This is a genomic window from Exiguobacterium sp. E17S, assembly GCF_057772545.1.
The window spans coordinates 154,382-173,893 of the sequence record NZ_JBYLRU010000002.1 but is presented as its reverse complement, the minus strand read 5'-3'; the positions used below and the strand labels follow the sequence as shown (position 1 = coordinate 173,893).

The 19,512-nt window shown below is 49.1% G+C and carries 20 protein-coding genes; 8 read left to right on the top strand and 12 right to left on the bottom strand.

What is annotated here, in order from left to right; translation table 11 throughout:
• Window positions 1-6: 6 nt before the first annotated feature.
• Genes AC3B4V_RS10080 through AC3B4V_RS10070 form a run of 3 tightly spaced genes read right to left on the bottom strand, consistent with a single transcriptional unit; the run spans window position 7 to window position 2,435 of the window.
• On the bottom strand, window positions 7-348 hold the full coding sequence (locus AC3B4V_RS10080) for a GNAT family N-acetyltransferase (protein ID WP_488378318.1): 342 nt from the start codon (window positions 346-348) through the stop codon (window positions 7-9).
• The gene (locus AC3B4V_RS10075; RefSeq protein WP_488378317.1) at window positions 349-1,395 is read right to left on the bottom strand and encodes a DNA alkylation repair protein; all 1,047 of its coding nucleotides are present in this window, start codon (window positions 1,393-1,395) and stop codon (window positions 349-351) included. It abuts the gene before it with no gap.
• Complete coding sequence (locus AC3B4V_RS10070; protein WP_214858720.1) at window positions 1,392-2,435, bottom strand: bifunctional transcriptional activator/DNA repair enzyme AdaA; 1,044 nt, start codon at window positions 2,433-2,435, stop codon at window positions 1,392-1,394. Before AC3B4V_RS10070 ends, AC3B4V_RS10075 begins: the two co-directional genes overlap by 4 nt.
• A 162-nt stretch (window positions 2,436-2,597) precedes the next feature.
• Between AC3B4V_RS10070 and AC3B4V_RS10065 the strand changes: the two genes are divergently transcribed.
• The 4 genes from AC3B4V_RS10065 (at window position 2,598) to AC3B4V_RS10050 (ending at window position 7,115) form a co-directional block, all read left to right on the top strand.
• Window positions 2,598-3,173 (top strand): class I SAM-dependent methyltransferase, encoded by a 576-nt coding sequence (locus AC3B4V_RS10065; RefSeq protein ID WP_069940202.1) that lies wholly within the window; start codon window positions 2,598-2,600, stop codon window positions 3,171-3,173.
• Entirely contained in the window at window positions 3,151-3,840 is a 690-nt protein-coding gene (locus AC3B4V_RS10060; RefSeq protein WP_488378316.1) for a response regulator transcription factor, read from the top strand. Before AC3B4V_RS10065 ends, AC3B4V_RS10060 begins: the two co-directional genes overlap by 23 nt.
• Entirely contained in the window at window positions 3,837-5,186 is a 1,350-nt protein-coding gene (locus AC3B4V_RS10055; RefSeq protein ID WP_488378315.1) for a sensor histidine kinase, read from the top strand. The genes AC3B4V_RS10060 and AC3B4V_RS10055 overlap by 4 nt, the downstream gene beginning before the upstream one ends.
• 135 nt (window positions 5,187-5,321) lie before the next feature.
• Window positions 5,322-7,115 (top strand): acyltransferase family protein, encoded by a 1,794-nt coding sequence (locus AC3B4V_RS10050; protein ID WP_488378314.1) that lies wholly within the window; start codon window positions 5,322-5,324, stop codon window positions 7,113-7,115.
• A gap of 50 nt (window positions 7,116-7,165) precedes the next feature.
• Here the strand turns inward: AC3B4V_RS10050 and AC3B4V_RS10045 are convergent, their stop codons facing one another.
• The 3 genes from AC3B4V_RS10045 to AC3B4V_RS10035 form a co-directional block, all read right to left on the bottom strand.
• The gene (locus AC3B4V_RS10045; protein WP_488378313.1) at window positions 7,166-8,155 is read right to left on the bottom strand and encodes a copper resistance D family protein; all 990 of its coding nucleotides are present in this window, start codon (window positions 8,153-8,155) and stop codon (window positions 7,166-7,168) included.
• On the bottom strand, window positions 8,152-8,679 hold the full coding sequence (locus tag AC3B4V_RS10040) for a copper resistance CopC family protein (RefSeq protein WP_064300536.1): 528 nt from the start codon (window positions 8,677-8,679) through the stop codon (window positions 8,152-8,154). The genes AC3B4V_RS10045 and AC3B4V_RS10040 overlap by 4 nt, the downstream gene beginning before the upstream one ends.
• A 63-nt stretch (window positions 8,680-8,742) precedes the next feature.
• A complete protein-coding gene (locus AC3B4V_RS10035) occupies window positions 8,743-10,110 on the bottom strand; it encodes a hypothetical protein (protein WP_050676874.1) in 1,368 nt (455 codons plus the stop codon).
• 247 nt (window positions 10,111-10,357) lie between these two features.
• Here AC3B4V_RS10035 and AC3B4V_RS10030 point away from each other — a divergent pair, with 247 nt between their 5' ends.
• On the top strand, window positions 10,358-11,377 hold the full coding sequence (locus AC3B4V_RS10030; RefSeq protein WP_488378312.1) for a hypothetical protein: 1,020 nt from the start codon (window positions 10,358-10,360) through the stop codon (window positions 11,375-11,377).
• A 66-nt stretch (window positions 11,378-11,443) separates the two neighbouring features.
• On the opposite strand, the gene AC3B4V_RS10025 is transcribed toward AC3B4V_RS10030, so the two are convergent.
• The 3 genes from AC3B4V_RS10025 to AC3B4V_RS10015 all read right to left on the bottom strand — a co-directional run bounded on the left by AC3B4V_RS10025 (window position 11,444) and on the right by AC3B4V_RS10015 (window position 14,147).
• Window positions 11,444-11,929 (bottom strand): FixH family protein, encoded by a 486-nt coding sequence (locus AC3B4V_RS10025; protein ID WP_488378311.1) that lies wholly within the window; start codon window positions 11,927-11,929, stop codon window positions 11,444-11,446.
• Window positions 11,922-13,289 (bottom strand): PepSY-associated TM helix domain-containing protein, encoded by a 1,368-nt coding sequence (locus AC3B4V_RS10020; protein ID WP_488378310.1) that lies wholly within the window; start codon window positions 13,287-13,289, stop codon window positions 11,922-11,924. Before AC3B4V_RS10020 ends, AC3B4V_RS10025 begins: the two co-directional genes overlap by 8 nt.
• 276 nt (window positions 13,290-13,565) lie before the next feature.
• Window positions 13,566-14,147: a DedA family protein gene (locus AC3B4V_RS10015; RefSeq protein ID WP_488378309.1), complete on the bottom strand. Its 582-nt coding sequence runs from the start codon at window positions 14,145-14,147 to the stop codon at window positions 13,566-13,568.
• 272 nt (window positions 14,148-14,419) lie between these two features.
• Between AC3B4V_RS10015 and AC3B4V_RS10010 the strand changes: the two genes are divergently transcribed.
• A complete protein-coding gene (locus tag AC3B4V_RS10010; protein WP_023466838.1) occupies window positions 14,420-15,205 on the top strand; it encodes an NUDIX domain-containing protein in 786 nt (261 codons plus the stop codon).
• A 48-nt stretch (window positions 15,206-15,253) separates the two neighbouring features.
• Here AC3B4V_RS10010 and AC3B4V_RS10005 read toward each other — a convergent pair whose 3' ends face one another.
• Entirely contained in the window at window positions 15,254-16,102 is an 849-nt protein-coding gene (locus AC3B4V_RS10005; protein WP_488378308.1) for a VOC family protein, read from the bottom strand.
• A gap of 121 nt (window positions 16,103-16,223) precedes the next feature.
• On the opposite strand from AC3B4V_RS10005, the gene AC3B4V_RS10000 reads away from it, so the two are divergent.
• Together AC3B4V_RS10000 and AC3B4V_RS09995 are read left to right on the top strand one after the other, a co-directional pair.
• Window positions 16,224-16,574 carry a winged helix-turn-helix transcriptional regulator gene (locus AC3B4V_RS10000; protein ID WP_023466835.1) on the top strand — a complete coding sequence of 117 codons (351 nt, stop codon included), beginning with the start codon at window positions 16,224-16,226 and terminating at the stop codon, window positions 16,572-16,574.
• 103 nt (window positions 16,575-16,677) lie between these two features.
• Window positions 16,678-17,460 (top strand): nucleotidyltransferase domain-containing protein, encoded by a 783-nt coding sequence (locus AC3B4V_RS09995; RefSeq protein WP_133208268.1) that lies wholly within the window; start codon window positions 16,678-16,680, stop codon window positions 17,458-17,460.
• A 263-nt stretch (window positions 17,461-17,723) separates the two neighbouring features.
• On the opposite strand, the gene AC3B4V_RS09990 is transcribed toward AC3B4V_RS09995, so the two are convergent.
• Window positions 17,724-18,308 (bottom strand): DUF4352 domain-containing protein, encoded by a 585-nt coding sequence (locus AC3B4V_RS09990; protein ID WP_488378307.1) that lies wholly within the window; start codon window positions 18,306-18,308, stop codon window positions 17,724-17,726.
• Between the two features lie 167 nt (window positions 18,309-18,475).
• Window positions 18,476-19,411 (bottom strand): NADP-dependent oxidoreductase, encoded by a 936-nt coding sequence (locus AC3B4V_RS09985; protein ID WP_488378306.1) that lies wholly within the window; start codon window positions 19,409-19,411, stop codon window positions 18,476-18,478.
• Between the last annotated feature and the right edge of the window lie 101 nt (window positions 19,412-19,512).

Genomic DNA, 19,512 nt, shown 5'->3' with positions numbered 1-19,512 from the left:
GGGGCTTTAGTGATGGAGTTCGCGTTCATATCGTTTCACCTGCAACTGAAATCCGTTCCGACGCCAGACCGCCGCACTGCCCGCTTCGCCGTAAACACGCGTCAGTAATAACGTCCGCGCGAGATACGACAAAATCGACGTCAACGCTTCTGTGATGTATCCGTGCTGATCGTCCTCATCTGTCGTCGTGTAACGTAAGTTTCCGGTCGATCCATTCCATGTGAAGGTAATCGTTCCGACAATCGTTTTCTCACGCAACGCATGCAGCGTCCACTTGCAACCCGATTCTTCATCCGTTGCTTCAACAAACAGTCGTGACGTCGTAAAATCCGGATGTCGTCCTTGCATTCAGCTCTCCTCCTCGACCTCAAACGTTGCTGTCGCGTAAGCCTCTCCGTTAATCAAAATCGTTAATGTATGTGTACCAGGATAATGGACACGCGTCGTCATGTTCCGAAACGATTGGCGTCGTTCAACTTGTAAGACACCTTTAACTTCCCGCTCCCGCAGTTGAAACACCTTACGACTCGTTCCGCGTTGTTTGACGTAATCGATCGCGTATTCAAGACGCAGACGTTGTTCAACGGAACTGTGCACTTGAAACGAAAATTGTAACTCTTGACCAATCGTCACCGGTGAGACGACTAAGTCCGTCACCTCGACCTCACCTTGCGTAACGTGTCCGAACAACTGCAACACGTCTGGGTTTCCGCGCTTCAGTAACGTCCGGGAGGCGTGGTGCAAAATCCAGTCCGTGCTCGGATCTGTTCCTAAGTGACGTTCGATTCGCTCAATTAGATATTCCGGGTGTGTCTTTGAAATATCATTCAAGTGATTGGCGACACTTTTTCGGACGTAGAGTGACGGATCCTGTAGTAAGGCGTCAAGAATCGGTAATGCTGGACGCGGATCAGCAATCAGACGCGGGATCGCTTGTCCCCATGGTAAACGCGGTCGTGTCCCTTCGGACGCTAAACGACGGACGTGTTCATCGTCTGATTTTGTCCATTGGAGGGCCTGCTTGAGGAAACGTTCCTGATCAGCAAGTAAAAAGCGACGAACGGCGAACTCCGACGTCGAATGCGGCGTCAACTTGGCAAGTGTCGCTAACGCAAGCGTCCAATCAGCAAGGTCTGCCGTTCGTTCCACGTACTCCGGAAAAACGATCCCCGGTAGCCCGGTAAACTGCGGTGCGAGTCGCTCTAGTTCTCCCGCTGCGTCCGGAAACGGCGGCAAGATCGTCTCTAGCGTCTCCGCCACACGACGGACACGTTGCTTAAACGCGAGTTCTTTCCAGTCCCTCTGTTCGACTCGTCTTCGAAAATCCGGTACGTCGACCGCTGCTCCTAAGCGGTCGAGCCAACTCGGTGAAAATACATCTTTAATCAAACTCATCCTTCATCCAGTCCCCTCTGTGTACGCTCCAGTTTGAGCAATGTTTCCTTGCGTGCGAGTCCACCCGCGTATCCACCTAAATCGCCATTCGTCCGAATGACCCGGTGGCACGGAATGACGATTGCCAGTTGGTTCGCTCCATTCGCCCGTGCGACGGCACGAACAGCGGTCGGCTGACCGATCCGGATCGCCAGTTCTTGGTACGAGATCGTCTCCCCACTCGGAATCCGTTCGAGTTCTTCCCAGACGCGGCGTTGAAATGGTGTTCCGTACCGCATCAGTGGCGTCTGAAACGATACCGGCTCTCCTTTGAAGTAACGACGGAGCTCCGCTTCGATCTGTCCAAAGACCGGTGATTCCCCGGGAACGATGACAGCGCGCGCTTTTAAACGTAATTGTTCGATTTCCCGCTCCAGTCCACGTCGGTCGACGAACTCGAGCAGATGTAAGAGTTGATCGTCGGCAATCGCCAGCATCGAACCGAGTGGTGTATCAAGCCATTTCGCGCGTAAGACCTGCCCGTCAAAGCGCGATGGTGCTTGTCCGAGAATCCGTGCCGATGCCTCACGAAAACCACTACTCGATTCATAACCTCCAGCTAACTGTCCTTCGATGATCGGCTTACCGGTCCGGATCTCCTTCATCGCAAGCCCCATCCGTCGTGCCCGGGCATACGCGACGAACGTCATCCCGAAGCGTTTCTTGAACTGACGGCGTGCCGTTGATTCGTCGAGACCAAGTGCTCGGAAATCGGCTTCCTTGAATCGTTTGTCTGGTTCTGCCTCGACCGCTTCGATCAAGCGTTGAATCGTACCATGATCTCCGGGATAAGCAAGCGGATGACAACGACGGCACGGTCGATAAGAGGCAAGTAATGCCTCTTGCGCCGTCTCAAAAAACTCACAGTTCTCCGCTTTCGGTTTTCGTGCCGGACACGTCGGACGGCAAAAGATGCCGGTCGTCTTGACGCCGACGAAAAACGTCCCTTCGTACGTCGCGTCCCGGCGAACGAGCGCTTCATAATACGTGTGATGTTCCATCGCCTTCCCCTCCTTTGTCCTTAGTATACCGGCTTGTCCGGTCATCATGTCGCCGAAAATCAGGCATTGATATGTTTAAGATTCACTTAAGAAACATCGTCCTGTTTTCGAAAGGGACGACGTGCATACTACATGATATACTCAACGGAAAGTAGGGTTTTCATGTTTGATTTCTTAAAAGAAGCACTTCACGCACCACTCCGTGTTGGAGCCGTCGCACCGAGTAGTCCACGCCTGGCTGAAATGATGGCACGACGCGCCGTCGCCGATCGTCCGCGTCAGATCCTTGAAGTCGGGGCAGGTGACGGGGCAATCACAAAAGCTTTACTGGCCGCTCGTTCACCGGAAACACATCTCTTGATTTGTGAACGGAGCGAAACGTTCCGCCCGGCACTCGAACAATTACTGGCTCAGGAAACGAATGTCACTCTCTTCATTGGTGACGTTCAAGGATTATCCGATTCATGGAGCGGACAGATCGACGTCATCGTCAGTGGTCTCCCGTTCGCGTCGTTCCCGGCAGCGTTACGGCATGATTTATTGGCACAATTTCAAACGTTACTACGATCAGGCGGTCACTTCATCGCCTTTCAATACACCCGGTTTCAGTTCAAGATGTTCCGGGACTATTTCCAAGAACACAGTTATTCGCACACGCTCTACAATCTGCCCCCCGCTTATGTTTTCGAGGGGGTGCAACAGGAGGAATCTACACATGCCCACGCTCTTGATCGTTGATGATGAAGCAGACATCCGTCAATTGCTTCGACTCTATTTAACCAATGAAGGGTACGAGATCATCGAAGCCGAAAATGGTGAGGAAGCGTTAGCGACTCTTGCAACGCGTCCGGTCGATGCGATGCTGCTCGACGTGATGATGCCCGTTCGCGATGGCTTCTCGACCGTTCAAGCTGCGCGCGCTGCCGGTCACACGTTACCCGTCTTGATGCTGACAGCGAAACGCGAAGACATGGATAAAATTCAAGGTTTGACCTTCGGGGCGGACGATTACATCGGTAAACCGTTCAATCCGCTTGAAGTCGTCGCCCGCGTCAAGGCGCTACTGCGCCGCGTCAGTCAGTATCATGTCCCGACTACTGCTTCAGCGATTCAGGTCGGTCCGTTCACACTCAAAGAAGACGAACGCGTCATCTTTAAATACGACGTACCGCTCGCCCTGACACGCCGTGAATTTGATTGCCTGGCGCTCTTTTTGAGTCACCCCCGTCGTGTCTTCTCGGCTGACGACCTGTATGAACGGGTTTGGCAGGAGGAAGCACTCGGTTCCGCGTCGAACGCTGTCATGGTCCTGATCCATAAGCTCCGCGACAAAATTGAGGATGTCCCAAAAGAACCGCGCTACCTCCAGACGGTCTGGGGCGTTGGTTATAAGGTCGAGCCATGAGACGGGTCAAACTAACTGTTTGGATGCTCGTCTTACTACTGCTTGCTGCGCTCCTCAGTACTGCATTATCTTGGTTGTTGTCTAGCCAATTACCGATTGGCACAACCACGATTCCTCGTTATTACTATACGACAGAAGCGCAAACGATTCAGGACGTCAAACAGGACATCACTCGCTATCAACAAGGGCAAACACCGAACGGTCCTTACGAATGGGCAGTCTATGGAGCGGATGGGCGTCGTATCGCTGCTTCCGACAAATATCCGGAAGATTTGACGCCCAGTCGACTGCTCGCTGCCCAAACGCCATCGGAACGTGATCCCTCTAACGAAGGAAAGATACGAACATTGCATCATATCGAAGCCATTTCCCTACCGAACGATGAGTCTGGTTTTTTCCTGACAGTAAAAAGAGAAAAACCAACATTAAATGAATATCAAGTCGGTAATCCGAATGCCTTCTTCATTTTACAAGTCGTCTTGTTCATTCTCTTCTTACTACTGTTGACGCGTTGGATTGCCGGATTGTTCCGGGAACTCGAGCGACGGCTTGAGCGATTGACGGTCGAACCAGCGCCAACAGCACCGTTACCTCCAGTCAAAGGACCGAAGGAGTTCAAATTGTTCGCCCAATCAATCGAACGGATCGAACAGGAACTCCGGACGTTACGGATGCGTGATCAGGAGCGGTTCGTTCAGCAGTTACGCTTGATCACGAGTCTTTCACATGACTTACGGACGCCTCTGACCTCAATCCAAGGATTCATTCAGTGGCTGATGGAAAAACACGAGACGTTATCTGCGACAGAACGCACGGAGCTTCTAGCGATCGTCACCCGCCAGTCGGAAACGCTCGCTGCCCGGATCGATGAACTGTTCACGCTCGCTAAATTATCGAACACTGATTATCCGGTCGAACCGATCTTACTCGATCTCGTAACCTTAACAGAACAAGTCCTGGAACTGTTTCCTGGCACTTCCGCTACTGTCAATGGTCCTGCACACGCGACTCTCATCGCCGATCCGATGCTCTTACGGCGCTTGCTCGAGAACCTGATTCGCAATGCGACACTTCACGGAACCGGTGACCTTCGGATTTCAATCAAAGATGAAGCAGAAGGCGTCCAGCTGATCTGCTCGAATGCGATTGAGTCGACTTATACGCTAGAGGAACTAAACGAATGGCTGACACCTTTCGGAACATCTGACGCATCGCGTTCTTCCGGCGGTTCCGGTATCGGTCTGTCAATCGTTCAACAAATCATGGCGCGTCATGGGGGGAGCGTCGCGTTGACTTCACAAGACAACCGCTTCATCGTGACCTGTCGTTTTCCACATGTTTCGTAAGCCTGCATCCGACGCTTTCGTCGGGTGCTTTTTTAGTCAGGTTGTTACTTCTTAGACACTTCTTTGAAATTGGAATTCGATACACTAAAGACTGTTAGAAATTAGTTGTCGTTTTAAAGGAGTTGTTCGTGTTTTATGAAATCCTCGTCTCGTTCGATTACATATATGCCAGGGCTTGATGGCTTGCGTGCCTTCGCTGTCCTATCTGTCATTATCTACCACTTATCCGTTTCATTCTTCTCCGGTGGTTTCCTCGGTGTTGATCTCTTTTTCGTCCTATCCGGTTACCTGATTACCGGTCTCTTGTTGCGCGAGTGGCAAACGAGCGGACGCCTCGACTTGAAACGGTTTTGGATTCACCGCTTCCGTCGCCTGTTCCCAGCCCTATTCGTCATGCTGTTACTCGTTCTCGGATACGTGACCGTCTTTGAACGCGAGCTATTGCATACGGTCCGCCAAGATAGTGCCTTTGCGCTTATTTACGGGACGAACTGGTGGTATATCTTCCATGACGTCTCGTATTTCGAGTCGTTCGGTAAACCGTCACCGATCCAAAATCTTTGGTCACTTGCAATCGAGGAGCAGTTCTACCTGCTATTCCCGATCTTACTTTGGTTCGGAATGAAAAATCGCCGACTGTTCCTGCAATTGATCGGCGTTGCGGTCGGTGCATCCGTGCTCGCGATGGCGATTCAGTTCACACCTGGTGAAGATCCAAGTCGCGTCTACTATGGCACGGATACTCGGTTATTCGCCTTGTTGATTGGGAGTCTGCTCGCGTTCGCGTGGCAGCCGACCCGCTTTAAGCTCGATATCCCAAAACGCGGTGTCCGGTTACTGAATCAAACAGGTGCCGTTACTTTGCCACTCTTGCTTATATTAATGATCGTCACAAGTGAGTTCGGCAGTTTCTTATACCGGGGTGGCTTTTTCCTTGTCGCCGTCCTTGCTGCACTATTGATTGCGACAATTGCTCACCCGGCGTCGATCTGGAGTCGCTGGTTTGCGCATCCAGCACTCGTTGCGATCGGTAAACGATCGTACGGTCTGTATCTATGGCATTTTCCCGTCATCACGCTGCTGACACCAGTCGAGCAAATCGGTACGTTCTCGTTGTTCCGGACCGTGCTGATCGTCGTTGTGCTTGTTGCCTTGACCGAAGCATCGTATCGCTTCATCGAACGTCCGATCCGTCAGCATGGACTGTCCGGTTACCTAAAACGTCTATCTTTACATCCGCGACAGTTACGTCAGTTTTCAACGATGCAGTGGACGAGTGTTGCCGTGTTGACGATCCTCATCGTCAGCTTCATCGGTAACTTATCGATTCTTGCTGTCTCCGATACGCCAAAGCCAGAACCTGCTTTCGAGAAAATAGCGGCGCCAAAAGAAAAACCGAAACCGGTCCTCAAACCGACGACACCGAAAGCAACATCCGATCAGCGAAAAATCTGTCGCCCGACGCTTGCGATCGGCGACTCGGTCTTGCTCGGTGTCGAAGATTATCTCGGCAGTACGCTCAAACAACTGACAATTGATGCGAAACTCGGTCGACAGCTCCGGGAAGCGATTCCGCTGAGTGAGCAGTATGCCGCTTACAATCAGCACGGACGGCAAGTCATTCTCCACCTCGGAACGAACGGTAGCTTCCGAAAGGATCAGTTGAACAGTTTGCTCGATCAATTCGCAAATGCCGATCACGTCTATCTGGTCACTGCACGCGTCCCGCGCCCGTGGGAAGCAGAGGTCAATCAGATGTTACGCGAGGCATCGAAACGGAAGAGAGTCGAACTGATCGACTGGCATGCTGTTGCCGTCAAACATCCATCTTACTTCGAAGCAGATGGTGTCCATTTAAATATCAAGGGCGCACGTGCCTATTCGAAGATTCTTGCGAAAGCAACGAATTGCGCTGTTTCAACGAAATAAGACCACGTCAAACAAGGTAGCGGAACGATCCGCTACCTTGTTTTTTATACTCATCCTGTCGCTAGCAACCCAAGATAGATCAAACTGACGCTGAATAAACTCAGCAAGACACCTACTGCATGCCGACGATATCCAAGTAAAAGCAATGGTAGCGTGGCGATGCCGATCATCAAGACCCACCTGTCCCCTGCTGGACCACTGACCGGTAGTTGCCCTAGCGTCGGTTGTTCCAGACGACTGAGTGAAGCGCTCGCCATGAACAGCAATACTAAAATGATACTCTCCATCCGGAGTAGTGGACGCGGATCGTACGTTGAGTCAAAACGCAACCGACGCCTTACGAGCGTTCCATTACAGAATGCGTAGAACAAAAGTGGTAGCAGCAGGAGGTGCTTCAGCAACAACGCTTGACCGTATGGTACACCCCAGAGATTCGTATAGCGTTCAAGTGGAATCGCCAGTTGCATCAGTAAGAGCCCCGACAGGATGACACCCGTAAAGGCAATCCGGGCAAACGGACTGAACCAACTTAAAAAGGCAGACCAATGAGCGGTCGAGCGAGCACCGATGGCTACCCAAAACACGACACCGATCCAAGCTGTCACACATAATAAGTGACTAAATTGCAGCATCCATCCGAACGCACCGTATTTCGCCGCAGCATGACTCGTTCCTGCGATGCCAATCCATAACGGGATCGTCAAGAGTGCGAGCAGGATGGACCGTTGCTTTTGCCATGCGAATATAATCAACAGGAGTAAAGCAGAGAAGTAAACGACAAGAAACATCCGACCGATATGCAACTCCAGTAACCCCGTTCGTAGAGCTTCTGTCATCGTTTGCGTCGAAAGTAGAAAACGAACGGCACCAAAGACCGGGATGCTCGTTCCAAGAACGAGCATCCCGAGTCCCGCTCCCGCCCACGACGTACCGTCCATTAATGGCGGTTTCCGTTTCCTTGGGATGAAGCATAATACCAAATAGCCCATCCAAAGCGCTCCACCCATATAGACGAGTAGTTCTCCTAGAAACGCACTCATGTCGTGCGACGACGTAACAAGAGAAGGATGACGATACTGATTAACAGTCCCCCGACGATCCATGGGAGCAGTGTCGGAACGAGTCCTTTTGAAACTGGCTCCGCTTCAGGAACGACTGCTGCTTTTGTTTCCATCGGCTCAGCCTTTTCTACGGTGCTTGTTTCAGCTTTTGCCTCACCTAGTACCGTAAAACGAATCGTTCCTTTAACGGGATGACCATCATCTGAAATCGATGCCCACTTGATCGTATATTTTCCTTCCGTTAAAGGCTCTGAGACGACAGCACTCAGTTCATTTCCGATGATGAGCGGTTTTGCGAGAGACTGTTCGACGCCATTCGCGTCTACTACACGTAAGGTGCTTGTTTTTTCAACAGCCTCACTGAACGTCAAGCGGATTCGATCGACGGGTTCAGATAATGCCGATCCCTCTGCCGGATTCGAGCTTTTTAAACTCGTATGTGCTTCGACCGATATGGGCAACAGACAAACGAGGAATAGGAGTACAAATCGGATGATGCGCATGTCGTTTACCTCCTTTCTGCTTGATGTGTAAAAGAAAACCCGCTGTTGCCAGCGGGTCGTCCTTTATTGTTGCGGGCGACGACGGAGTGCGAAGAATCCAAGGATCGATGCTGCTGCGATACCAAGCAATGACCAGACGATACCTGTCGTCGATGCTTCTTCTTGCATACCACCGAGACCTGTGTTTGGCATTCCAGGCGCACCTTTGAATTTATCTGGGAACTGATCGACGATTGCTGTCGCAGTTCCTTCCCCTACGCCGTACATATGCGCGTACGCTTCGCGAATTGCTGGGTACGTTTTGTCGTAATCTTTTTCATTGTAGCTATTGAAGGCAAGTAAGAGTTGGTCAATGTGAACCTTCAATCCTTCTTCCAAATCTTTCGCTTTCAAGCGTCCTTCTGTTGCTGCATCAAGGAATGCTGCCTGTTCGACACGGTACTCATCGAGTTCTTTCACGGCCATGTCGCGTGCTTGATCATCTTTCGCACCTGTTGCTTTGACATAGTCGACGAAGTAGCCGATGTGGCTCGACCAAATCTTCTTGAATTGTTGCGCTGCTTCGCTACCATAAACAGAGCCAATCGAAGCTGTCAGGTCATCCGTATTTTGATTCAAGGCACCAGCCGCAGCGTCAAAGTCTTTTGCTCCGTCAATTCCTTTTTGCATCGCGAGCACTGCAAGCGCCGCGTGTTCAGAGAAGTTTCGGTTCAGTCCGGCACGAAGATCAGCTGCTGGTGTATCAACTTTCGTATTTTTGAATTTATCTGGGTACTGATCGACGATCGCACCAGATAACCCTTCTCCCACCATATACATATGCTCGATTGCTTTACGTAGATTACTGTAGGCAGCATCATAATCACCAGCAACGTAGCTATCAAACGATGTTAACAGTTGCGTGATATGGACTTTTAGTCCTGCTTCGAGATCCGCTGCCTTCAGACGTCCTTCCGTTGCTTTATCGAGGAACGCAGCCTGTTCGACACGATACTCATCAAGCTCTTTCAATGCTTTTTGTTTCGCGTCTTCGTCCTTGGCACCAGTTGCTTTGACGTAATCGACGAAGTAACCGATATGGCTCGCCCAGATTTCTTTGAAGGCAGCGCCTGCTTCTTCCCCGTAGACGGAACCAACAGCTGCCGATAAATCATCCGTGTTTTGATTCAAGGCACCGGCTGCCTGCTCAAAATCTTCTTTACCATCAATTCCTTTTTGCATCGCAACGACTGCGAGATACGCGTGTTCAGATAGAATTTGATCGAGTGTCGCTCGTAAATCCGATGCTGGAGATGAGACATCGAGGGAGACTTTTCCTGAACTGTGAGACATCTTACTATGGTCCTCATGACCATGTGCACTAACACCTGCTGCTGGAATCAACAATGCGGCACTAAGCGGAACAGCGAGATACGACTTTTTCATCTTCATCTTATGAACACCCCTTTGATTTTTTGGACTTCACATAGATAACGTAAGAAGTTCACGAATGGTTTTATCTTTTTACATTTTTTATTTAAAATATTTTTTGGTCGAAATACCTCCGTTCATTACTTTAATTATTTTTTAGTTTTTATTTACTCGTTTTACGAAACAGACGACTTATCTTCTAATTCTTTCATTAGAATCTTCTTATAACCGCATCTTTTATTTTTTAATTCAGAACAGGAGTGGATTTATGAAACGGATTTTTATTGGCGCAGTACTGGCTTCTCTCGTCGTCTCGCAAGCAGTTGGACCTGTCGAAGCAAAAAGTAAAGCGAAGAAGAAACCTGTCGTGCAAGTCGATCGAGACAAAAATGAGATTCCAGATGCTTGGCAAAAACAATATCATTTGGGATATGGAAAACAAGTCGCAACAAAAGATCACGATCGCGACGGTTTGATGAATGTACAAGAGTATCAACTTCGCCTCAACCCTACAAAATTGGATTCGGACCGCGACGGAATCAAGGATGGGAAAGAGGATTCAGACCGCGACTTACTTACGAATCAACAAGAATACACAGCGCATCTAAATCCATTGAAGAAGGATTCCGATCAAGATGGTATTTCTGATGATAAAGAAGATCAAGACAAGGATCGATTGACGACACGAGAAGAATTCATCGTGGGTACGCAGCCACTGAAAAATGATTCAGATCGTGACGGCATCAAAGATAACGAAGAGGACCGCGATCAAGATACGCTTCTGAATGAAGACGAATTCGAACTTGGTTCTGATCCAACCAAAGCAGACAGCGATCAGGACGGGACTCGAGATGATCAGGAAGATACGGATCACGACGGGGTTCAGAATAATCAAGAACTCAAACGAATCATGATCAAAGTGACGGATACGAATAAGAAAAAGTTCGAGTGGCGTTACAGTAATGAACATCAACGGAAAGAATTGCGCTTTAAAGACGAGATCGGTATTACTGACGTTGCGACGTTAAAAGATCGTCTTCTCGTCACACCATCGATGATGGAAGAAGAATTATTAACGTTAGTCGCACAGGCACTTCAATTGCCAAACATCAAAACGTTACACGTCCAGATCAAGTTCTATAATGGACAGGAACTCGAATCAGAAGATGAGCACTCGGATGACGATGATTCTTCGGATGACTCAGAAGATGATGATCAAGATGATGATTCAGACGATCATGGAGACGATGACGGGGATGATCACGGAGATCATGGTGATGACGATTAATCGTCTATACGAAAAATGAGAGGACGGAATAGTATTCCGCCCTCTCATTTTGTATTTCCTTATTCTTCAATGATGGTGACCGCTACTTCCGCCAGCTGGTTTTGCTCCACCTTGTAAGATTTTTAAATCTTCTTTCGATAACTCACCGACGATGAACTGCCGTGTTGGCATGATCATCGCACCTTCACTGCTCGCATGCGCTTTGACATAATACAAGCCGGATTTCGGTAATGTCTTCGCAATCGTATAGACACCCGGCTTCGTCTCTTCTGCCGGTTCCATACTATAGCGGACTGTTCCGTCTGCTTTCCAGATTTCGAAGTGGACATAGTCGACTTTTTGAGCCGGTTTCGCTTCACGCCAAACCGTCGCTTCGAACGTTTGCTTTTTCTTTGCGTCCGGTTGTACGTCTTTTGGGATATTCATTTTGATCGATAACGGATGAACGACTGCGTACTGCTCCGCCGCATCAGAATCAACGGCGCAGCCGGCAAGACTCGTCGTCGTGACGAGCAGTCCACCAAGCACGAATGTTTGCATCGATTTACGCATTGAAGAACCTCCTTACACTCGGAATACGACGGATGACGAGGAAATCGACCAGCCAGACGACGAGCAACGATAGACCGACGAGCGGGAAGACGATTCCCAGCACGACAAGCACAGCGAGGAATCCTTTCAACATGAATGCTTTCGGTCCTTTCGGCGCCCCCATCCCTTTACTTGGTTTTCGCTTCAGCCAGAGATAGAAACCACTGACTGCCACGAGAATGATTCCGAGACAAATCAACAGACTAATTAACTGATTGAACAAGCCGAATTCCGTTCCCTTATGGAGTGTGATCCCGGTCGCGACGATCTTTCCGACGATACCATAGTTGTCATAACGATAGTCGGCGAGCACGGCACCGGAATATTGATCGAGATGGATCGTCGCTTCATTCTGTGCTTTCGCTGGATACGCAGACAGCGTATAGACACCGCTCGGGTCACTTGGAATACTGATCTTAAAGCTTGGATCCATCCCTTGTTGTTTGCCGATTGCAACGATGTCATCGATCGAAGCCGGAACAGCACCTTCGACTTTCGATTGCGGGACATCAAGTGTTTCGGCAGCCCACGGGACTTCCGCGATATCCTTCGTTTGAAGTGTTGACGTCGGTGCCTCCCCACCCCAAATGGACGGTGGATAACCAAGCCCTTGGTTCGTGACAAGGGACTGGAAGTTCGTTCCCCAGAAACCGGACCACGGTAAGCCAGTCAAGATCAGGAACAGCATCCCTGCTGTGATCCAGAATGCTGGAACAGCGTGGAGGTCACGACGGAATAACTTCTTTCCTTGACGAAGGCGCGGGAACAAGACACCTGACAGTCCCTTTTGCTTACGCGGGAACCATAGGAACAGTCCCGTCACGATCAAGACGATTCCCCAACAGGCGACGAGTTCAACGATTCGGTCGCCAGTCGTTCCCGCCATCAGTTCCCCGTGGATCTCTTCGATTTTATTCATGATCCGGTCATCGTCAGATAATGTTCCGATGATCTTACCAGAATACGGATTGACGAAGACTGTCGCCGACATATCTGGTGACGAAACCTTCACTTCACTGGATCGATCGTCGGATTCACCCGGTCGGTACGACGTGACAAGTGCATCGGGATACTTCGCTTTGACGCGATCAATCTGTTCCGTCGCAGTGATGCGATCTGCTTGTGGTGTAACTTCATAATACGATTGATACAGGACGTTTTCGATTTGTGGCTTAAAAAGATAAATGGATCCTGTCACAGCAAGCATGACTAGGAACGGTGCAAAAATGATACCAGCATAAAAGTGCCACCGCCAAATCGTCCGGTAAGCAGAAGAAGTCGGTGCTTTTTTGACCGTCTCTTCCGTCTGCATGAGATTCATATGTATCCTCCTCTGGCAATAAATATGTCCACTCTGTGAACACCTCCTAGTATAAGCGTTTACAATCCAATTTCAGCCACTTGCTTGTGACGATAAATTGCCAATACGGTGTGTAAATCACGTAGCTTTTAAGAAGTGAAAAACGTCTTTTTTTGACAATGATTTCACTTTTCTTGTAGATTACTTCTTATTTCAAAAAACTATCCTTATTCATAGAACCAAACTTCATCTAAAAAAGCGAATCCTGATCTGGATTCGCTTGCTCGTGTGATGTTTTTATATTGAAGAACTTTCCTCGACTGATTCCTTTTGACGGCGATGATGCACGATACCGATGACGGCAATACCGATCACAATGATCACGACAGAGCCGACGATCCCTGGATTCACCTGGAGCCAGTTCCATAGCTCCGACCACGTCACGGCTTCTCCGATCCGGACGATCAAAAAAGTCCAGAGTCCTGTATACACGCCTGCTGCTAAGAATGTCATTACTAAATAGCGCGGTAACGGATAACCGAGGAGTCCGGCGACATAATGAATCGGGTGTCTGACGCCGGGTAAGAAGAACGATAGTCCGATTGCCCATAATCCCCGTCGTTCAATGATCGTTTCTGCTCGTTCTAAGAAACGTGATTTCATCCAGCGTTTGACGAGCGGAATCTCACGGAAGAACCGAGCAAGTAGATAAAACCACGTAAAGGCGATGAAGAAGACCGGCCATGCGGTCAACCAGATGACGACCGGGTACATCCCCTCTCGTAATCGAAGTGCTGCAAAACTCATCATCAAGACATCGTCCGACAATGGGGTGAACATGATTCCGCCAGCCAGGCGGACGAGTGCCATGATATCCATCACGTATCCCTTCTTTCTGTTTCTCTCTATTTTCAGTATCCCCGATTTTTCTGAAGTTGAGCCCTATCCATTTCTTAAGTTCTTCTTTAGTTATACTTTTCCGATCAAAAGAGATCATCATCGATGATTTAAAGTCACGTAGACCGGATGACATGTATACGCAACCGTTCAATAAAAAATCCTTTTCCCACATCGAGAAAAAGGGTTTCATCCGTCCGTTCGAGAAGGGGTACAACGTACATCTGAACGCTCATCTGATAGGAGGAATTTCCATGTTACATCGCCGGAAGACCTATACGATTCGTCCCGAACGCCTAGAAGAATTCACTGAGTTTTTCCATACCTATTTGTACCCGCTCCAAGTCAGCCATGGTGCCCGTCTTGTTGGTCGCTGGGTGACCGAGGCAGAAGATGAAGTCATCGCCATTTGGGAATATCGCGACCGTGAACATTACGAACAAGTCGATCGTGATGTCCGCAACAGTGCTTTACGTCGCGAAGCGATGAAGAAGCGCGCGCGCCTCGGCAAAAACCTCTATATCAAATCCTATGAAGATTTCATGACAGCGACCGGTACGTATGCTCCCCCTCGCGCGATCGTCAGCGTGACCGCGTACATCACGAACGATGCCGGTGAAGTCCTGCTCGTCCGCAACCTCCACCGGGGTGATACGTATGAGATGCCGGGTGGACAAGTCGAAAATCACGAGTCGATTCTTGACGCCATTAAACGGGAAGTCAAAGAAGAAACCGGTGTTGATGTCACAATCGATGGCATCACCGGTATCTATCAAAATGTCTCAAGTCACGTCCTGTGTGTCTGCTTCCGTGGGAAAGCCGTTGGTGGTGAACTCGCAACACAAGAAGGCGAGACGACGGACGTCGGCTTCTTCCCGCTGACACGTGACTCGCTGAGTGAGTATATCAAACGGGAACACTTCCAGTTGCGGACGCTTGATGCGATGGATCCCCATTACTTCCCGCATGCCTTATATAAAGTCAGACCGTATGAACTGATCAGCCGGTACGACGGTAACGCGACGTCGTCTTCACGGTAAACCAAAAATCCCCTTACAGTGTTTTCACTGTAAGGGGATTTTTTTCGGTTACGTTGTCAATCGAGCAGTGATTCCGGCATCATCGGTAACATAAACATCGCCCGCATCATCGGTAACAGCATAAGTAGAAGACTTTAATGTTTCGATTGCTGCTTGAAGCGTCGCTTGATCCGGATAACGCAGCGTCCAGTAAACAAGTCCGACCGCATCTTCCGGATTCGTCGGTGCGTTGACTCCAGACCAGACGTTCAGACCGATATGATGATGGTAGCCGCCGGCAGCGACGAACAAGGCACGCATCCGCGAAGCGTCAGCGGCAACCTCAAAGCCGAGCGTGTCGACATAAAAGGCCCGCGCCGCTTCGAGTGTCTTGACGTGGAAATGGACATGTCCCATGACCGTATCGTTCGGCATGCCGTACCAATCTTCTTCTCCCGCTTCGACGAGCATGCTTTGCCAATCGACGGGATCCGTTGTCATTTTGACGTCACCATTAGCTTCATACGTCCACGTCTCACGTGGACGATCGGCATAAATCTCGATCCCGTTCCCATCTGGATCCGATAGGTAAAAGGCTTCACTGACGAGATGGTCGCCTTGACCAATCTCGATCCCTTGTGCAATCAAATTCCGGATGACGAAACCAAGTTCTTTTCGGTTCGGTAGCAAAATCGCAAAATGATATAATCCGGCGACCGAGTTCGGTGGAAAACGCCGGGCATTCGGATGAACTTCAAGTTCAACGAGTGGTGTATCTTGTGCGCCGAGCACCGTCAACTGATCCGTTTGCGTTAGCACGCGTAATCCGAGTGACGTTGTATAAAATGAAATCGAACGGTCGAGGTCCGTGATACGCAAGCGAACAGGACCGAGTGTGATTTGTGGATGAATGGACATCTTGTTTCCTCCTTCAATGAAATAGCTCGTATCCCTATTATTACGCGGAAGCGATCGAAGCGGAAGTAGGCACGAATAAGTGGTATAGTATCCTAAACGATACCATGAAGGAGGAAGACAGATGGAAGAGACACCAAGCTGTCGGGTCGAGACAGCACTCGAAATCTTGACCGGAAAATGGAAGCCGTCGATTTTACTCGTCTTGATTACACACGGAACGCTCCGCTTCAGTGAATTGAAACGACAATTGCCAAACATTACGCAAAAAATGCTGACGGCTCAACTGCGTGAGCTCGAACTGAACGATATCGTCCATCGCGAGATTTATCAAGAAGTCCCCCCCCGTGTCGAGTACTCTCTGACGGATTATGGTCGGACGCTCATCCCAGTCCTTGACGCGATCAATGCATGGGGGGAACAACATGTCCTCCATCTTGAACATAAAGAAAAACTCGCTTCTGCTTCTCAATGAGGAATCCATTTCAATGTGATTTCTCATTTTTTATGGAAAAACCTGTCTATTATCACGTATACTGACGTAATAGACTTCTGTTTTCGGAAAGGAATGAGTCCTCATGCATCAACTTCATGCAATCGAGCAACTGGTTGCTCGACTCAAACAAGATCCTGCAGTCGAAGCTATCTTCTTGAAAGGATCTTTTGGACGGGGAGAAGAAGATGTCCATTCAGACATCGATCTGTACTGTCTCGTCTCGGAAGAACGTCAAACGAAATTCTTATCGCGTCGTTTGTCCCATCTTTCTGCCTATCGTTCAATCATCTGGAAAGATGAGATCGATATCATCGCTCCACAAATGATCGTCGTCTATGATGATCTGCTACATATTGATTTATTCACGGTGACGCTTGATTCGCTGAACCATAAGGATCAATTGCGTGTCTTATATGATCCACAGGAACAGTTGACGGACTTTACCGACACATGTGACTTAACACTTTCTGCTCAAGAAGCGACCGATGAAGCAATCGATGCCGTCTGGTTCTTGTTCCAATATAAAAAAGCAGCAGCACGGGGAAATGACTTATGGGCAGTCGAGATGCTCCGTAGTGCCTTGATCAAGTTCGCAAAAGTATTACTCCATCATCATGCTCCTGAACGAGCACAACTCGGATTAAAGACGATTCCGACGACATTGCCAGACCATCCACGCCTTGCTCTTGAAGCAATCTACGACGTCCTGACACCCGCAACGCACGCTGAAGCGGTTCAACGTTATTTGGCTTGTTTAGAGACCGAACGAAGCGCGCTCGACCAGACGCTTGCCTCTCATCCGGAGACGCTCGCTTTACTCGATCGATTAACGCCTGAACTCTCGATCCAACAATCAGGACGGTAACAATAAGGGGCCGACTCAAAAAAAGAATGACTTGTCTTTCCACGCCCTTTCCTCAGGCGAGACACAAGCCAGTTTTCCTGCTTCATTCAAGCAGGAAAGCGGGTCTTGTTTGTCTCTGACAACGCATAATGCGCTTTTTCCTGTAGGAGTGGCGTGTGACGCGTCATTCTTTTTTTTACGAGATAAGGGTGGCAGATCATCATTCTGCCACCCTTATCTTTGTAGAGACTGACTTTTGGAGTCAGCTCCTTCTATGCTCGCTATTAACGTGTCAATTGAATCTCTTTTGATTGTCCACCTGCCCAGCCAAAGCCAGATGAGACCTCAAGCTTCGGATTTTTCACCTGTTTCGGTAATTCGAAGACGATGTTGCCGGTTTTCTCGATATTCGGGTTGATCGTCTCTAAGAAGAAGCCCATCCCGTCTTCATTCGCATAAAGATCGAGTTCCGTATCGGCTGAGTATTCTGTATCGCCGACATTGACTTTAAACATGTTACTGTCGACGAATCGCTCTTCCTTATCTCCGTTTAGAATCGTCAGACCGACGACTAAGAATTGTCCTGATGTTTTCTTTTCGCCGAGGACGTTCGATAAGGTATCGACCATCTTGACGTCGTTGACGACGTACGTCAGTTTCCCGACCTTTACCTGATCATTCACCCCGTACGTTTTCTTGACCGGCTTCGCAACTGCTTTTGCTTTCACTGGTTTTGCTTCTGATTTGACTGCTTCTTGTTCGACTTCTACTTTTTTCTCCGGTGTTGCTTGTTCTTCGTCATTTCCTAGGTTTCCTAAAATGACTACGCCGATCACGATGATTCCTGCCCACTTCAATCCTTTTTTCATGTTACTTCCTCCTTTTAATGTGGCTGACTCACGTCTGATAGCCTTAGTATAGGAAGAAGCAACCCCTTATCCTTTACACTTTTTTAACCAGGTTATTTTTTGTTTATGGTTCGATAAAAAGATTGACAAAAATAAAAGAGAACGCTAATTTCAGCGCCCTCCTCTCCTTATTCTCCTTTGACTCGGATGACGATTTTGCCTTTTGCGTGCCCTTCTTCGCCATAATCATGTGCTTCCTTGATTTGATCCAGATCAAAAATCCGATCAACGACAGGTTGTAGCTCACCACGTTCGACCGCTTTAGCGATATGCTGTAAACGCTCACCCGTCGGTTGCATGAAGACATACGCAGAACGTGCATTATGTTGCTTCGCTTGTTCTTCATCGGGTGGTGTGGAAATCGAGACGAGCATGCCATTTGGTTTCAGCATCTGATACAGTTCCCCTTGCTTGTCGCCACCCATCGTGTCAAATACAAAATCGACGTCGCGAACACGATCCGCCGGATTTTCCTGTTTGTAGTCGATGACTTCGTCGGCTCCAAGTGCTTTTACCCAGTCAACGTTTTTTGTACTTGTTGACGTGATGACGTACAAACCGTTCGCTTTTGCGAGTTGAATCGCAACCGTTCCGACGCCCCCTGATCCGGCACCAATGAAGATCCGGTCACCCGGCTTCGCATCCATCACTTCGAACATGACTTGCCACGCTGTATGCGAAACGAGTGGCAGAGACGCTGCTTCTGCGAAACTGAGCGATTCTGGTTTTTTGACGACAAGATGTGCATCGACCGCGACGTACTCGGCATACGTTCCTTGACGAGCGATTTCCGGACGGCTGAAGACAGCGTCCCCGACTTGAAGATCGGAGACGTTTTCTCCTACTTCCTGAATCACACCGGCAACGTCCCAACCGATGACGAGCGGCATCTCATAGCTCAACATCTGACGCAAGTATCCTTCGCGTAGTTTCCAATCGACCGGGTTTACACTCGCGGCATAGACTTCGATTAAAACATCATCCGGTCCAATGACTGGCTTTTCCAGTTCTCCGACCTTAAATTGTTCCGATCCACCATACTGTTCAATGTAAGCTGCCTTCATCCGTTGACTCCTCCTTCGATAATCGTTCCCTATATTCTTCCCCGTCCGTAACAACGACAAACAGTCTGAAGATACACGACAGCTCTCCATCAATCGATGAA

What these genes read in the sequence shown, in the direction of transcription:
- AC3B4V_RS10080 (WP_488378318.1), bottom strand. Translation starts at nt 348, where the DNA reads ATGCAAGGACGACATCCGGATTTTACGACGTCACGACTGTTTGTTGAA.
- AC3B4V_RS10075 (WP_488378317.1), bottom strand. Translation starts at nt 1,395, where the DNA reads ATGAGTTTGATTAAAGATGTATTTTCACCGAGTTGGCTCGACCGCTTA.
- AC3B4V_RS10070 (WP_214858720.1), bottom strand. Translation starts at nt 2,435, where the DNA reads ATGGAACATCACACGTATTATGAAGCGCTCGTTCGCCGGGACGCGACG.
- AC3B4V_RS10065 (WP_069940202.1), top strand. Translation starts at nt 2,598, where the DNA reads ATGTTTGATTTCTTAAAAGAAGCACTTCACGCACCACTCCGTGTTGGA.
- AC3B4V_RS10060 (WP_488378316.1), top strand. Translation starts at nt 3,151, where the DNA reads ATGCCCACGCTCTTGATCGTTGATGATGAAGCAGACATCCGTCAATTG.
- AC3B4V_RS10055 (WP_488378315.1), top strand. Translation starts at nt 3,837, where the DNA reads ATGAGACGGGTCAAACTAACTGTTTGGATGCTCGTCTTACTACTGCTT.
- AC3B4V_RS10050 (WP_488378314.1), top strand. Translation starts at nt 5,322, where the DNA reads ATGAAATCCTCGTCTCGTTCGATTACATATATGCCAGGGCTTGATGGC.
- AC3B4V_RS10045 (WP_488378313.1), bottom strand. Translation starts at nt 8,155, where the DNA reads ATGAGTGCGTTTCTAGGAGAACTACTCGTCTATATGGGTGGAGCGCTT.
- AC3B4V_RS10040 (WP_064300536.1), bottom strand. Translation starts at nt 8,679, where the DNA reads ATGCGCATCATCCGATTTGTACTCCTATTCCTCGTTTGTCTGTTGCCC.
- AC3B4V_RS10035 (WP_050676874.1), bottom strand. Translation starts at nt 10,110, where the DNA reads ATGAAGATGAAAAAGTCGTATCTCGCTGTTCCGCTTAGTGCCGCATTG.
- AC3B4V_RS10030 (WP_488378312.1), top strand. Translation starts at nt 10,358, where the DNA reads ATGAAACGGATTTTTATTGGCGCAGTACTGGCTTCTCTCGTCGTCTCG.
- AC3B4V_RS10025 (WP_488378311.1), bottom strand. Translation starts at nt 11,929, where the DNA reads ATGCGTAAATCGATGCAAACATTCGTGCTTGGTGGACTGCTCGTCACG.
- AC3B4V_RS10020 (WP_488378310.1), bottom strand. Translation starts at nt 13,289, where the DNA reads ATGAATCTCATGCAGACGGAAGAGACGGTCAAAAAAGCACCGACTTCT.
- AC3B4V_RS10015 (WP_488378309.1), bottom strand. Translation starts at nt 14,147, where the DNA reads ATGGATATCATGGCACTCGTCCGCCTGGCTGGCGGAATCATGTTCACC.
- AC3B4V_RS10010 (WP_023466838.1), top strand. Translation starts at nt 14,420, where the DNA reads ATGTTACATCGCCGGAAGACCTATACGATTCGTCCCGAACGCCTAGAA.
- AC3B4V_RS10005 (WP_488378308.1), bottom strand. Translation starts at nt 16,102, where the DNA reads ATGTCCATTCATCCACAAATCACACTCGGTCCTGTTCGCTTGCGTATC.
- AC3B4V_RS10000 (WP_023466835.1), top strand. Translation starts at nt 16,224, where the DNA reads ATGGAAGAGACACCAAGCTGTCGGGTCGAGACAGCACTCGAAATCTTG.
- AC3B4V_RS09995 (WP_133208268.1), top strand. Translation starts at nt 16,678, where the DNA reads ATGCATCAACTTCATGCAATCGAGCAACTGGTTGCTCGACTCAAACAA.
- AC3B4V_RS09990 (WP_488378307.1), bottom strand. Translation starts at nt 18,308, where the DNA reads ATGAAAAAAGGATTGAAGTGGGCAGGAATCATCGTGATCGGCGTAGTC.
- AC3B4V_RS09985 (WP_488378306.1), bottom strand. Translation starts at nt 19,411, where the DNA reads ATGAAGGCAGCTTACATTGAACAGTATGGTGGATCGGAACAATTTAAG.